The sequence below is a fragment of the Sphingomonas sp. EU05-FHT14C10 genome (genome assembly GCF_058790595.1).
The window spans coordinates 61,321-75,172 of the sequence record NZ_JBYTEN010000019.1; the positions used below are offsets into that span (position 1 = coordinate 61,321).

The window sequence follows — 13,852 nt, forward strand, 5'->3', positions numbered from 1 at the left end:
CGACGAAATCGGCCAGAGAATCGACCGTATCGGCGCGCCTAGCAGCGCTTCACTCGTCCTGTGTGACAGTTATTTGACGATTTGATGACACAGGCGCCGCCGCCGGCAAGAGGACTGTCACGGTGGTGCCGACACCGACGGTGCTGGCGATGTCGAAACGGCCGCGATGCCGCTCGACGATATGCTTGACGATCGCGAGGCCAAGGCCGGTGCCACCCATTGCCCGGCTCCGCCCCGAATCGACGCGGTAGAAGCGTTCGGTAAGGCGCGGGAGGTGTTCGGGCGCGATGCCTTCGCCTTCGTCGCTGACCGTGAGCTTGATCATCGCATCGCCTGCCGGTTCGGCATGGACGATCACCGGCGTGCCGGGACGGCCATATTTCATCGCATTGCCCATCAGATTGTGGATGAGCTGCGAAAGCTGGGCGCGGTCGCCGACCACTTTGGGCAGCGGCTCGAAAATATCGGCGACGAGATCGCGCCCGCGCTCGTTGCCGCTGTCGGTCAGGATGGCATGCACCTCGGTCGCCAACTGAGCGAGGTCCACGGGGGTGTCGGGCAGGCGATATTTCTCTGCCTCGATCCGCGACAGCGACATGAGATCGTCGACCAGCCGCTGCATCCTGCGCGCCTCGTCATTCATCACTTTCAGGAAACGCTTGCGCGTCGCCGGGTCGCCGCCCGCCTTGTCGTCGCCCAGCGTCTCGATGAAGCCGAGGATCGCCGCCAGTGGCGTGCGCAACTCGTGGCTGGCATTGGCGACGAAGTCGACGCGCATCCGCTCGGCGGCGTGGCTGCCGGTGCGATCGTTCAAATGGACGATGCGGCGCTTTTCGCCGAACGCAGTGACGTGCATTTCCCACCGCGCCTCGCGCGTGCCGAGGCCGACGAGCTCGACGGGCGACCGCGGGAGCAGGCCGATCGGTCCGGTAAGCCGCTCGATGGCGGCGGGGTGACGGATCGCGAGCCGCGCCTGCTCGCCAACGATATGATTGCCGAGTAAGGCGAGGGCTGCGCCGTTCGCGTGGGCGACGCGACCGTCGGCGATGATCATCAGCGGCTCGGACACCGCGTCGATCAGCGGTTGCGTCGGATCCTCAATATCCGAAGGGTCGACGGTGGCGGGTGCTTCCGGTTCGGGCGGGAGCGGCGACAGCCATAGCATCAGCCCACCCGCCGCCATCAGGATCAGCGTGGCTTCGATCGATCCGCTGACCAGCCAGATTCCCGTGGCGGCGGCGCCCAGCGTCAATAGCGAGAGGAAAGTTCGGAAAGGTTCTTCGATACGCATTGCGAATCGCATTCATAGCACTCCCGGCGGCACCTTGCCCGGTCCGCAAACCTGCGCTCTGCATTGCGATTGTTTTACCATTATGAAAGCGGCTTTGCAGGATAAGACGTCACATGGGTGACGCAGACCAATCCGGCAAGCGCCCGGGGCTGACCGACCGGCGGACTTTGCTCCGCGCCGGCATGTTCGGTGCGTCGGCGATCGTCACCATTCGTCCCGCGCTTGCCCAGACCGCCGCATCGGTGACGCACTGCCAGATTTCGGTGCCCGATGCGGCGCGTGCGGGTGGCCATATCGCGCCCGACGGGCAGGTCGTCAGCGCCGATACGCCGGGTGCCTTCGCGCAGGCCATGCGTCCCTTCACCGGCGAGGAAGTGAAGTCAGCGCTGTCGGGCGGCACGCTGCCTGGCGTCGATTATGAGCGGAGCCGCGCCTACACCAACTATATCCGGCGGCTGCAGCAGGGGACGAGCGGCTTCACCTGCTATGCCTCGCTGCAGATGCCGCGCCGCTGACGGCCATGCGCTGGCGCCTCGAAGCGCGGTCGAACCTGAAGCGCGTCGAACTCGATGCGCTGACCGCCATCTATGACCGCCGATCGGGCATGACGCATTTGCTTGCAGATCCGATGCCCGATCTCATCGATGCGCTGGCCGTCGGTGCGGCGGACGAAGCGACGCTCCTCGGCCGCCTCGGTATCGAGGCGGCCGAGGAGGCCGATCGGGCGGGTTTGCGCAACCGACTGGCCGAACTGGAAGCCGTGGGGCTGGTGGTCCGGCTGTGAGGCACAGTTTCGCCGTTCGCGTCGGCCCGGCATCCTTCCGGGTCGGATCGCATTGGCGCGCCCCGCTTCGCGCGCTCCAACGGCTTTACGCCGGCTATCCGCAGCCAGGAGTGTCCGATTTCACGGTGCGGCTCGAGGCGGTGCGGCCCTGGCGGCGCTGGATCCGGCCTTCGGTGATGATCGGGGGCGACTATGAACTGCCGGACGCCGCGCCGATGGCGCTCGCGCACGGGCTGCTCGCCGCAGAGATGGGCATGAACCTCCAGATGGCGCTCGGCGCGCGTCGCTGGCTGCTGCTCCACGCCGCCAGCCTCGAGCGCGACGGACGAGCGCTGATCCTTACCGGCGCATCGGGATCGGGCAAGTCGACATTGGCGGCGCTGCTCGGCGATCGCGGCTGGCGCCTGATGGGCGATGAGTTCGCGCTGCTCGATCCGGCGAGCGGTGCACTGCATCCCTTTCCCCGCGCGGTGAGCCTGAAGAACGGCGCGATCGCGCTCTTTCCCTGCGATCGGCTCGGGCCGCTGCTCGCGGCGACGCCCAAGGGCGACATCCGGCATTTGCGGCCGAACGCGGATGCGATCGCGCGGATGGATGAGCCGGCCATGCCCGCGCTGATCCTGTTCCCGCGTTTCGGTTATGCTCCCGCCGAAAGGGCGATAGGAACCAGCGAAGTCTTCATGCGCCTGACGCAGGCCTCGACCAACTATGTGCGTCTGGGCGAGGCGGGGTTCGATGCGCTGACCCGGCTGGTGACGACGCTGCCGGCGCGTGCGATCGACTATCCAGATACCGAGAGTGCGGTGGCGCTGGTCGAGCGGCTGTGGACAGAGCTGGCATGAGCGCCGAACGGCTCGTCCGCGCGCTGCGCGATCCTGCTTCCGTCCTGCCGCTGGGGGAGGGCGACTGGGCGGGGCTGATCGCAGCGGCGCGCGCCGAGCGGCTCGACGGATCGCTTGCCGGCCGGCTGGAAGGCCTACCGCTGCCAGATCCGGTGGCGCGGATCATGGCCGATGCCCGCGCCGCTGCGGATGAGGCGCGGCGGTCGGCGCTCTGGGAGGCCGAGATGGCGCGGCGGGCGATCGCGCCGCTCGGCGTGCCGATGATCCTGCTCAAAGGCACCGCCTATGCTGCGGCCGGGCTCGACGCGGCGCGAGGGCGGGCGATCGGTGATCTCGACATATTGGTGCCGCAGGCCGATCTCGATCATGTCGAGGCGGCGCTGATCGAAGCGGGTTGGGAATGGGCCAAGCCTGATCCCTATGACGATGGCTATTATCGCCGCTGGATGCACGAACTGCCGCCGCTGATCCACGCCGAACGCGACCGGATGATCGACGTGCACCACACGATCCTACCCCTGACCGCACGACCGAAGCCGGATGCGACTGCGCTGATCGCCGCGCGCGAGGGTTTGGGCGAGGGGCTCGCGGTGCTGTCGCCCGAGGATATGCTGGTTCACGCCGCCGCGCATCTCTTCGCCGACGGCGATCTGTCGGGCGGATTGCGCAACCTGTGGGACATCGATCGGCTGTTGCGCGAGCACGGCGCGGTCGGTGGCTATTGGACGCGGCTTCACGAACGTGCGCGGCTGCACCGGCTTTCGCCGTCCGTGGCGCGCGCCCTGAGGCTCGCCTATCGCATTTTTGCGACGCCGGTGGACGAAGTGCTGGCAGGGAGGGCGGGTGCGCTCGATCGACTGTTCGCCCATCATTTGCTGGCGCGGGATGACTGGGGGCGGGCGATACGGCCAGTGACGCGATCGGCTTTCTATGCGCGCTCCCACCTGCTGCGCATGCCGCCTACGATGCTGGCGCGGCATTTGTGGATCAAGAGCCGCAAGCGCCTTTCGCCGATGTCATGATGCGGCAAGCGCGCGATCAGGCGCGCGCCGCCATAGCGCCGTCCAGCCGCTCGAGTGCGGGGAGGAGTTCGTCATAATGGTCGATCACCAGATCGGCGCCCAGTTCTTCGATCGGCTGCATCAGGAAACCGAAGCTGACCGCGATGCATCCAATGCCGGCATTGTGCGCGGCGCCGACATCGTAGATCGAATCGCCGACGAACGCCGCAGCGCCGCCGCCGCAGCGCCGGATCATCTCTTCGATCGGCGCGGCCGAGGGCTTGGCGTTGCCCTTGCCCATCGTGTCGCCGCCGATGATCGTCGCGAACCGTTCGGCCAGGCCGAGTTCGCCGAGCAGCTTTACGGCAAGCGATTCGAACTTGTTGGTGACGACGGCGATCTTGACGCCCATCGTCGCCAGCGCGTCGAGCGCATCGAGCGTGCCGGGGAAAGGCACGCTGCCCCCCGAGATATTATCGCGATAGAAATGCAGCAACTTGGGATAAAGCTCGGCCACCAGATCGGCGCTCACTCCGCCCGAGCGCTCCAGCCCCTTTTGCAGCATCAGCTTCGCGCCGCCGCCGATCATCGGCTTGACCTGTTCGATACCGAGCGGCGGGCGGCCTTCCAACGCCAGCGTATGATTGACCGCCGCCGTCAGATCGGCGCTGGTGTCGAGGAGCGTGCCGTCGAGGTCGAAGCCGACGATCGCATAGGGAAAGTCTGTCATCGCCCCCGCCATGCCCGCCCCCTACTGGCAAAGGCAAGCGCGTCGTGCGATTGGGCGCCCACAAGGACAGGAACAGAATGATCGACACGCCAGTCGCCGCCGTCATCCTCGCCGCCGGAAAGGGCACGCGGATGAAGTCCGATCTCCACAAGGTACTGCACCCGATCGCCGGGCGGCCGATGCTCCTCCACCTGATCGCGAGCGTCGGGGGGCTTTCGCCGGCGCGCACGGTGGTGGTCGTGGGGGCAGGGCGCGAGCAGGTCGAGCATGCCGTCGCACCGCTGGGTGTCGTCACGGTGACGCAGCCCGAGCAGCTGGGCACGGGGCACGCCGTGCAGCAGGCGGAAGCTGCGTTGTCCGGTTTCGATGGCGATGTGCTGATCCTTTATGGCGATGTGCCGCTGGTCAGCAGCGCGACGATGCGGCGGATGCTCGACGCGCTTCATGATCCCGGCAAACCCAACATGGTCGTCCTCGGCTTTCGCCCAGCCGATCCCGCCGCCTATGGTCGCGTGATCGCCGATGCCGACGGGCGCATCGCGAAGATGGTCGAGTATAAGGACGCCAGCGCCGAAGAGCGCGCCGTCACGCTCTGCAATTCGGGGCTGATGGCGGTGCGTTCGGCCGATCTGTTCAGTCTGCTTGCCAAGGTTGGCAACGACAATGCGGCGGGCGAATATTATCTGCCCGATATCGTGATGCTCGCCGGCGCCGAAGGCGGCTTCGCACGTGTGATCGAGGCCGATGCGAGCGAAGTCGCGGGCGTGAACAGCCGCGCCGAGCTGGCGGCGGTCGAAGCGCAGTGGCAGGCGGTGCGCCGTGCGCAGGCGATGATCGACGGCGCAACACTGATCGCGCCTGAAACGGTCTGGTTCGCCCATGACACGGTGGTCGGCCGCGACGTGACCATCGAGCCCAACGTCTTCTTCGGTCCCGGCGTGAGCATCGGCGATGGCACCACCATCCACGCCTTCAGCCATATCGAAGGCGCCACCGTCTCGGCGCGCGCCGAGATCGGCCCTTATGCGCGGTTGCGGCCGGGCGCGGAGATCGGGATCAAGGCCAAGGTCGGCAATTTCGTCGAGGTAAAGAAGGCGAAGCTGGGCGAGGGCGCCAAGGCCAACCACCTCACTTATCTGGGCGATGTGGAGATCGGCGCGGGCGCCAATATCGGCGCGGGCACGATCACTTGTAATTATGACGGCTTCTTCAAATATCGCACCGAAATCGGCGCGGGCGCTTTCATCGGATCGAACAGCGCGCTCGTCGCGCCTGTGAAGATCGGCGACGGTGCTATCGTCGGTGCGGGATCGGTCATCACCGCCGATGTGGAAACCGACGCGCTGGCGCTGACCCGCGCGCCGCAGGATGCGAAGGCCGGCTGGGCCAAGCGTTTCCGCGAACGGATGCTGGCGCGAAAGGCCAAGAAGTGACGGACCGTTATACCGGCAAGCCTTTCCTCAAGCTGCTCGAGAGCTATGTGCTCGACGCGACCGGGCATCTCGATGCCGCCAGCGATGCCGCGCTGACCGCGATGGAGCCCAGCTATCACGCGATGTTCGGCGAGGCGGGGCCGTGGCGCGCCATCGTCGCGCAGCGGATGCGCTTTCCCGATGGCATGGCGGGCGCCATTCGCGAGGTTTGGGAAAAGGGCCGGACCAAGTTCGTCGCGGCCAATGGGCATGAGCCCGACCCGGCGGAATTTTCTCGTTTTTTCGTGGACACCAATTTCCCGCATTGATGCGGCAAGGGATCGACAAATATGTGCGGAATCGTTGGAATCGTCGGCAAGGAAGCGGTTGCGGACCGGCTGCTCGACGGGCTCAAGCGCCTCGAATATCGCGGCTATGACTCGGCCGGCATCGCAACCATTCATAACGGCGCGATCGATCGTCGCCGTGCCCCCGGCAAGCTGGTCAATCTCGCCAAGGAACTCGCTGCCGATCCGCTTCCCGGCGATACCGGCATCGCCCACACGCGCTGGGCGACGCACGGCGGGCCGACCACCAACAACGCGCATCCCCATGCGACCAACGAAGTCGCGCTGGTCCACAACGGCATCATCGAGAATTTCAAGGCGCTGCGCGACGAGTTGATCGCGCGCGGCCGCACGTTCACCAGCGAGACCGATACCGAGGTCGTCGCGCATCTGGTGAGCGAGAAGATCGAGAATGGCATGGCGCCCGCCGAAGCGGTGGCCGAGGTGCTGCCGCGCCTGCACGGAGCGTTCGCGCTCGCCATCCTCTTCCGCCAGCATCCCGAACTGCTCGTCGGCGCGCGTCTCGGATCGCCGCTGGTCGTCGGTTATGGCGATGGCGAAACCTATCTGGGCTCGGACGCGCTGGCGCTGGCGCCGCTCACCCAGCGCATCGCCTATCTCGATGAGGGCGACTGGGTGGTCATCGACAAGGACGGCGCGCAGATCTTCGACAAGGATAATAATCCCGTCGAGCGCCCCGTCACGATCTCGGGCGTGACCGGCGATCTCGTCTCCAAGGGCAATCACCGCCATTACATGCTTAAGGAGATTTACGAGCAGCCGATCGTCGTCGCGCAGACGCTGCGCGGCTATCTGCAGCGGATGGAGGAGAAGGTTTCGCTTCCCATCCCCGATTTCGACCTGACCGACATCAGGCGCGTCACCATCGTCGCGTGCGGCACCAGCTTCTACGCGGGCATGGTCGCCAAATATTGGTTCGAGCAGTTTGCGCGTGTCCCCGTCGATATCGATGTCGCGTCGGAATTCCGTTATCGCGCGCCGGTGATGGAGGAAGGCGGGCTGATGATCGTCATCAGCCAGTCGGGCGAGACGGCGGATACGCTCGCTGCGCTGCGCCACGCCAAATCGGAAGGGCAGAAGATCGCCGCCGTCGTCAACGTGCCGACCAGCACGATGGCGCGCGAGGCCGATCTGCTGCTGCCCACCCATGCCGGGCCGGAAATCGGCGTCGCGTCGACCAAGGCCTTCACCTGCCAGCTCGCCGTGCTCGCTGCCTTCGCCGCCAATCTTGCGCGCGCCAAAGGGCGGCTGTCGACAGCCGAGGAGAAGGCGATCGTCAAGCATCTCGCGGAGGCGCCGTCGGCGCTCAACGGCGCCCTGGCCTATGACGAGGCGATCCAGGCGATGGCGCATGTCATCGCCGGCGCGCGCGACGTGCTCTATCTTGGGCGCGGCACCGATTATCCGCTGGCGCTCGAAGGCGCGCTGAAGCTGAAGGAAATCAGCTACATCCATGCCGAGGGCTATGCGGCGGGCGAGATGAAGCACGGCCCGATCGCGCTGATCGACGAGAATGTTCCCGTGATCGTGATCGCGCCGTCGGGCCCGCTGTTCGAGAAGACCGTTTCGAACATGCAGGAAGTGCAGGCGCGCGGCGGCAAGGTTGTGCTGATCAGCGACTATGACGGGATCGAGCAGGCGGGCGAGAATTGCATCGCGACGATCACCATGCCCAAGGTCCACCCGCTGATCGCGCCGCTTGTCTATGCGGTGCCGGTGCAGTTGCTCGCCTATCATGTAGCCGTCGCCAAGGGCACTGACGTCGATCAGCCGCGCAACCTCGCGAAGAGCGTGACGGTGGAGTGATCCGCGAGCGGCTATGCCGTGCAGAGGCGGTAGGTTTGAGTCTGAGATTTTCCGTTTGCGCGCTTTGCGAGCGTGAACCGGCGGGCGTCCAGCGGCTTGAAGTCATATGACAGCGGCGCGCTGTTGGCCGGGGTTCCGTCGCCGAGCGCGCTGCAGGTTTCGACGACATGATAGACGCCGCGCGATTTCGTGACCACTTTGTCCGTGCATTTCGTGGCGTGGGGATAGGAGAACGCGCCGTCGCGATAGGCCATCATGGCGGCTAGCGGCGGCTCCTTGCAAGGCACGCGTTCCAGCACGTAAACCCCGTTGTGGAACGGCAGGGTACTTGCCATGGCCGCTGCCGGGATCGTCGTGAGGGCGATGGAACGATAGAGCATCGAAAAGCTACGCATATGCCGCTCCTTGGACACGGACGGACAAGTCTGTCGGAGGTGTCAGTCTGCTCGTCATCGTCGCAAAACTGTCGAATCTCAAGGATTGCGAGATGTCATTAACGCGATTTAATCAAACTATTACTTGCAGTTAATGTGGATTTCCTGACTCTCGGTCGACGCTTTCGGCGTCGCGCGCCCTGCTTTGCCGCGCAGCAGGTAGGACAGGATCAGGACCGGCTCGAGGATCAGCATGCCGATGACGATGCCGGTCAGCCGATCGATGCCCGGGCGGATTTCGGCATTGGCGTAATTGTCCGGCGTCAGTGCGATCAGCGCCGCGAGCGCGAACTGGATGCCGATATAGCGATAGGATGGATTCCCCGTCTCGATCCAGCGGCCGACAAACACGCCGATGATCGTGCCGAGGATCAACAGGGCAGGTGCATCGCGCGCCAGCAGAAGCCAGACGAATGCAAATGCCGCGCCTGCCGCGCAGCCAAGGAAGCGCTGGAAAAACTTCCTCGACACCGATTCCAGTCCGTTGTCCCTGATATTGGACAGCGGAACGATCATCGCCGCCATGATGCTGATCGCGCCCGAGGCGAGGGCGGGAATGGTGAGCCAGTGCGATAGAATCGCCAGGATGGCGAGCGCTACGCCGCCTTCGACGGCGTGCCGGGCCGCATCGGGATGCCAGCGCGTGGGGGGCGTTACGGCCGATACGGTCGCCGGCCACAGGCGGCGGAGCGTCGCCGAAGAGATGAGGCCTATGAACAGGCAAGCGAAGGAGCCCGCTGCCGTCTCGACGATCCGCGACTGGACGAAAGCGCCCAACGCCACCTGCGGCATCTCGATCTTGTCGAGCAGCACCATTGCGAAGGTCAGCCCGACGAATAGCCAGGCATAAGCGTGCTTGGTCGTCAGCCCCGCATAAAGGCTGGCGGCTCCGAAGATGAAGAGCGCCAGGGTGGCGAGCAGCCAATGGGGTGCAACTAGAGGGACGATGGCGAGCGCGAGCAATCCGCCTGCGACAGTGCCGCCGACGCGCCGGACACCGCGGGCGATCGTTTCGCCGATCGGCCCACGCATCACGACGAAGCCGGCGAAGGCGGCCCATGAGATGTTGATTGCGCCGAGCAGGTGAGCAAGCAGAATCGCGAGCAGCACGGACATGACGGGTTCGATCCCGCCGATGATGCGCGCAATCAAGCGATCGTCCAATGTCACGGCGCGCTGTCTATCGCGGCGGCCGAAAAAATGCGAGCGCCGCCGCCGGTTCTTCTTCAGACGGGATGAAAAATATCGCCCGACGCCGGATCGATGCCGCCATCGACCATGCGGGTATAGGCAGCGACGATCTCCGATCCGCCGCGGGCTTCCCTGAAGCCGAGCCAGGCCTTGGTCGAGGCGATGAAGCCGTCCCATGCAGCATCGAGACGCTGGCTGAAGACGTCCGGCCCCCATTCCTTCATCCGTTCGACAAGATGCGTCGGCGCGAAGAAGAAGGTCGGGGCGGGGCCGGGCAGCTTCTGTTGCGGCCCGCGATCCTCCCAATGCGAGGCGCCGACGACGCAGTCGTAGCGCAGCCGATCGCCGAACTGTTCGTGGAGCTTGGCGCGTAGCGCGCCGTCGCCAGCGAAATCGACGACCATCGCGCTGTCGAATCCGTCGAGCGGTGCTAGGTCGTCATAGGTGACGACGCGGTTATAATAGCCCGTCCGCTGCACGAAATCGGCGTTGCGGCGCGAGGTCAGTGCGATCACCGGCGGCGCGCCCTCGCGCACGCTCAGCGACTGGGCGAGGCCAAGCGCGGTCTTGCTCGATGCGCTCGTCAGGATCACCGCCCTGGCGCCGAACCAGCTTTGCTCCGCCAACCAGTCGTCGATCAGGAAAGATGTCACGAAGAGCGGGCGGAACAGCATATAGGCGCGTTCGTCGTAGGTGCGGCCCAGCCCCGACCAGCGCAGATAGAGATTATAGGCAGGCGGCAATGCTGCGCGGTGTGCGCTGCCGTCTATGAAGTCGTGATCGCGCACGCGCGTGGGCGTGAGCACCGCGTGGCTCGCCATCGGCCAATAGCCATAGAGTCGCTCGCCGACCGGAATGTCCGCGCAGCGTGAACGGATCACCTCAGCGAAGCCCCAGACCGGGATGATCCCGAAACCTTCCTCCGTCGGGTAGAATTGCCAATAGGCCATCTCGTCGCCAAAGGCCCCGTAGGTGACGTTGTTCGCGGTGAAGGCGAAAGCCGAGACGCGGACGAGGATCTGCCCATCGCCATAATCGAGCGTCCGTTCCGCCTCGGCCATGCGCCGCAGGTCGGCGCGGTCGACGCGATATTCCACGCAACCATATTGGGCTTCGCTCAAGATCATCTCCCCGATCGCGATGACGAAACGATGCGCAACAGCGCTTGCATCCATGGGAGGCGCAAGCGAAACCCGTTCATAACATAAAAGGGGATGCGAATGGCGACGATAAGTGGCGAACCGTCGGGTAAGGATATTGCGAAGCGCGACCGGCTGGTGATCCTCGCCTCATCGCTGGGCACCGTCTTCGAATGGTATGATTTCTTCGTCTACGGCACGCTCGCTGCGATCATCGCCAAGCAATTCTTTCCCGCGGTCGATGCGACGGCCGGCTTCCTGCTCGTGCTTGCGACTTTCGGCGCGGGGTTCGGCGTGCGGCCGCTGGGCGCGGTGCTGTTCGGCTTTCTCGGCGACCGGCTGGGGCGCAAATATACCTTCCTCGTCACCGTGACGCTGATGGGTGCGGCAACGGCGGCGGTCGGCCTGCTCCCCACCTATGCGCAGGCCGGGATCGCGGCGCCGATCCTGCTCGTCATCTGCCGGTTGCTGCAGGGGCTGGCGCTGGGCGGCGAATATGGTGGCGCCGCCGTCTATGTCGCCGAACATGCGCCGGACAATCGGCGCGGCTTCTACACCAGCTTCATCCAGGCCAGCGTGATCGGCGGCTTCCTGCTCAGCCTGATCGTCGTGCTCAGTGCGACCTGGGCGGTCTCGACAGAGGCGTGGGAAGGCTGGGGCTGGCGCATTCCCTTCCTCTTTTCTGTGCTTTTGCTCGCCGTCTCGCTGTGGATCCGCCTCAAGCTCAAGGAAAGCCCGGTCTTCCAGGAGATGAAGGCGGGGGGCGACATCAGCAGCAATCCGCTGAAGGAGAGTTTCGACAGCTGGCCCAAGGTCGGCCGCATCCTCGTCGCGCTGTTCGGCATCGCGGCGGGGCTGACCGTCGTCTGGTACACGGCGCAGTTCCAGGCGCTCTATTTCCTGCAGAACACGCTGCGCGTCGCCGATACGCCCGCGCGGCTCGCGATCGGCATCGGCGCGGTGTTCAGCGTCTTCTGGTTCATCCTGTTCGGCTGGCTGTCGGACAAGGTGGGGCGCAAGAAGCCGATCCTGATCGGCTATGCGCTGACGATCCTGCTCATGTTCCCGCTGTTTCACTGGATGGCGGGCGCGGCCAACCCCGAGCTTGCGGCGGCGATGGAGCGCAGCCCCGTCGTCGTCACCGGCAGCGACTGCCGCTACGATCCCTTCGCGACCAAGGGGCAGGTAACGGCGTGCGGCCGCGTGCTCGACGCGCTGTCGAAAAAAGGCATCGCCTATACCAAGGCCGAGGGAACGCCCGGTGCTGCGCCGCACGTCACGATCGGCGGGGTCGAGGCCGATGCCGGCGATCCAAAGGCGCTGGATGCGGCGCTGACAGCGGCCGGCTACAGGCTCGAAAAGATCACGCCCAGTCCGGTCCAGATGGCGGAGATCGTCATCGCGATCGTGGTGATCGGCATGCTTTCGGGCATGACCTACGGCCCGGTCGCGGCCTTGCTCGTCGAGCTGTTCCCGGCGCGGACGCGTTACACCTCGATGTCGGTGCCCTATCATATCGGCACCGGCTATTTCGGCGGCTTCCTGCCCTTCATCAGCCAATATATCGTCGCGCGCACGGGCGATCCCTTCGCAGGGCTGTGGTACACGATCGGCGTCGTCGCGATGGCGTTGCTCGTCACCTTGATTTGGCTGCCCGAGACTGCGGGGAAGGAACTCGACTAGCGCGGGCCGCCTCGCTAGGCCGCATCGGATGATTGCTCCGCCGTCTGCCCCGCTGCGCCTCAGCCTCGATTCCGCCGCGCTCGTCGCCAATTGGCGCTGGCTGGCGGTGGCGAGCGGCAGGGCAGCGTGCGGCGCGGCGCTGAAGGCCGATGGCTACGGTCTCGGCGCGCGCGCGGTCGGCGAGCGGCTGGCGAATGCGGGCTGCCGCGATTTCTTCGTCGCGACCTGGGCCGAGGCGGCGGCGCTTGCGCCGCTGGGCGAAGGACTCTCGCTGTCGGTGCTTCACGGCGTGCGCGCCGAGGATATGGAGATCGCGCTGAGCGGTGTCGCGCGCCCGATCCTCAATTCGCCCGAGCAGGTCGCGCGCTGGAAAGCGGCGGGCGGCGGCGCGTGTGACGTGATGGTCGATACTGGGATGAACCGGCTCGGTGTTTCGGGCGAAGCGGTCGGCGAAGGGCTGCTCGACGGGCTTCGGGTTGCGACCTTGCTCAGCCACCTTGCCTGCGCCGACGAGGATGTTGCGATGAATGCCGAGCAGCGCGCGCGCTTCGTCGCGATCGCGGCGGGCGTCGATGCCGCCCGCCTCAGCCTGTCCAATTCGGCGGGCATCTGCCTTGGCCCCGATTATGCGTTCGATCTGACACGGCCGGGGCTGGCGCTCTACGGCGGGGTGCCGCGGCCGGAAGCGGCCGGGCATATCGCGCAGGTCGCTTATCCCGAGGCGCAGATCCTCCAGCGGCGGCACGTCGCGGCGGGCGAGAGCATCGGCTATGGCGCGAGCTTCGTCGCCAGCCGTCCGGTCGAGGTGGCGATCCTCAATCTCGGCTATGCCGATGGCTATCTGCGTGGCTTTTCGGGCAATGGACGGGCCTTGGCGGACGGGCATCCCCTGCCGGTGCTCGGGCGCGTGTCGATGGATCTGGTCGCGATCGACGTCAGCGCGGTGCCCGCGCTACGCGAGGGCGACTGGCTGACGATCGATCTCGACCTACCGGTTGCCGCCGCCCAGTCCGGCCTGTCGCAATATGAATTGCTGACCGGTTTCGGGCGACGGTTCGACCGGGTCTGGCGTTAGGATCCGATCCAGCGTTGCGGGATCGGGCGCGGCACCGGCCCTCTCCCCCACCCGGCCTCCCATAGCATATCCTGGATGGGAGGCCGGGTGGGGGAG

The 13,852-nt window shown here is 65.8% G+C and carries 14 protein-coding genes; 9 read left to right on the plus strand and 5 right to left on the minus strand.

Annotated features, from left to right (window positions below):
* Window positions 1-49: 49 nt before the first annotated feature.
* Entirely contained in the window at window positions 50-1,291 is a 1,242-nt protein-coding gene (locus tag AC3WT0_RS15970; RefSeq protein ID WP_492754435.1) for a sensor histidine kinase, read from the minus strand.
* Window positions 1,292-1,404: 113 nt separating this feature from the next.
* On the opposite strand from AC3WT0_RS15970, the gene AC3WT0_RS15975 reads away from it, so the two are divergent.
* Genes AC3WT0_RS15975 through AC3WT0_RS15990 form a run of 4 tightly spaced genes read left to right on the plus strand, consistent with a single transcriptional unit; the run spans window position 1,405 to window position 3,939 of the window.
* Window positions 1,405-1,806 carry a hypothetical protein gene (locus tag AC3WT0_RS15975; protein WP_492754436.1) on the plus strand — a complete coding sequence of 134 codons (402 nt, stop codon included), beginning with the start codon at window positions 1,405-1,407 and terminating at the stop codon, window positions 1,804-1,806.
* Window positions 1,807-1,811: 5 nt separating this feature from the next.
* On the plus strand, window positions 1,812-2,075 hold the full coding sequence (locus tag AC3WT0_RS15980) for an HPr-rel-A system PqqD family peptide chaperone (protein WP_492754437.1): 264 nt from the start codon (window positions 1,812-1,814) through the stop codon (window positions 2,073-2,075).
* Window positions 2,072-2,917, plus strand: coding sequence for an HprK-related kinase A (locus AC3WT0_RS15985; protein WP_492754438.1), 846 nt, complete (start codon window positions 2,072-2,074; stop codon window positions 2,915-2,917). Before AC3WT0_RS15980 ends, AC3WT0_RS15985 begins: the two co-directional genes overlap by 4 nt.
* Entirely contained in the window at window positions 2,914-3,939 is a 1,026-nt protein-coding gene (locus tag AC3WT0_RS15990) for a nucleotidyltransferase domain-containing protein (RefSeq protein ID WP_492754439.1), read from the plus strand. The genes AC3WT0_RS15985 and AC3WT0_RS15990 overlap by 4 nt, the downstream gene beginning before the upstream one ends.
* 16 nt (window positions 3,940-3,955) lie before the next feature.
* Here the strand turns inward: AC3WT0_RS15990 and AC3WT0_RS15995 are convergent, their stop codons facing one another.
* Window positions 3,956-4,648 (minus strand): HAD hydrolase-like protein, encoded by a 693-nt coding sequence (locus AC3WT0_RS15995; protein ID WP_492754440.1) that lies wholly within the window; start codon window positions 4,646-4,648, stop codon window positions 3,956-3,958.
* Window positions 4,649-4,725: 77 nt separating this feature from the next.
* Here AC3WT0_RS15995 and glmU point away from each other — a divergent pair, with 77 nt between their 5' ends.
* The 3 genes from glmU to glmS are packed head-to-tail and all read left to right on the plus strand — an operon-like array spanning window position 4,726 to window position 8,234.
* Window positions 4,726-6,081, plus strand: a complete 1,356-nt coding sequence (gene glmU, locus AC3WT0_RS16000) for a bifunctional UDP-N-acetylglucosamine diphosphorylase/glucosamine-1-phosphate N-acetyltransferase GlmU (protein ID WP_492754441.1) — start codon at window positions 4,726-4,728, stop codon at window positions 6,079-6,081.
* On the plus strand, window positions 6,078-6,389 hold the full coding sequence (locus AC3WT0_RS16005) for a hypothetical protein (RefSeq protein ID WP_492754442.1): 312 nt from the start codon (window positions 6,078-6,080) through the stop codon (window positions 6,387-6,389). Before glmU ends, AC3WT0_RS16005 begins: the two co-directional genes overlap by 4 nt.
* A gap of 21 nt (window positions 6,390-6,410) precedes the next feature.
* Entirely contained in the window at window positions 6,411-8,234 is a 1,824-nt protein-coding gene (glmS, locus tag AC3WT0_RS16010) for a glutamine--fructose-6-phosphate transaminase (isomerizing) (RefSeq protein WP_492754443.1), read from the plus strand.
* Window positions 8,235-8,245: 11 nt separating this feature from the next.
* Here glmS and AC3WT0_RS16015 read toward each other — a convergent pair whose 3' ends face one another.
* The 3 genes from AC3WT0_RS16015 to AC3WT0_RS16025 all read right to left on the minus strand — a co-directional run bounded on the left by AC3WT0_RS16015 (window position 8,246) and on the right by AC3WT0_RS16025 (window position 10,980).
* The gene (locus AC3WT0_RS16015; protein ID WP_492754444.1) at window positions 8,246-8,629 is read right to left on the minus strand and encodes a hypothetical protein; all 384 of its coding nucleotides are present in this window, start codon (window positions 8,627-8,629) and stop codon (window positions 8,246-8,248) included.
* Between the two features lie 120 nt (window positions 8,630-8,749).
* Window positions 8,750-9,820 (minus strand): FUSC family protein, encoded by a 1,071-nt coding sequence (locus tag AC3WT0_RS16020; RefSeq protein WP_492754445.1) that lies wholly within the window; start codon window positions 9,818-9,820, stop codon window positions 8,750-8,752.
* A gap of 74 nt (window positions 9,821-9,894) precedes the next feature.
* Window positions 9,895-10,980, minus strand: coding sequence for a DUF2855 family protein (locus AC3WT0_RS16025; RefSeq protein WP_492754446.1), 1,086 nt, complete (start codon window positions 10,978-10,980; stop codon window positions 9,895-9,897).
* Between the two features lie 93 nt (window positions 10,981-11,073).
* Here AC3WT0_RS16025 and AC3WT0_RS16030 point away from each other — a divergent pair, with 93 nt between their 5' ends.
* Both AC3WT0_RS16030 and AC3WT0_RS16035 read left to right on the plus strand, forming a co-directional pair.
* Window positions 11,074-12,681: an MFS transporter gene (locus AC3WT0_RS16030; RefSeq protein WP_492754447.1), complete on the plus strand. Its 1,608-nt coding sequence runs from the start codon at window positions 11,074-11,076 to the stop codon at window positions 12,679-12,681.
* Window positions 12,682-12,709: 28 nt separating this feature from the next.
* Window positions 12,710-13,756, plus strand: a complete 1,047-nt coding sequence (locus AC3WT0_RS16035; protein WP_492754448.1) for an alanine racemase — start codon at window positions 12,710-12,712, stop codon at window positions 13,754-13,756.
* Window positions 13,757-13,852: the final 96 nt, after the last annotated feature.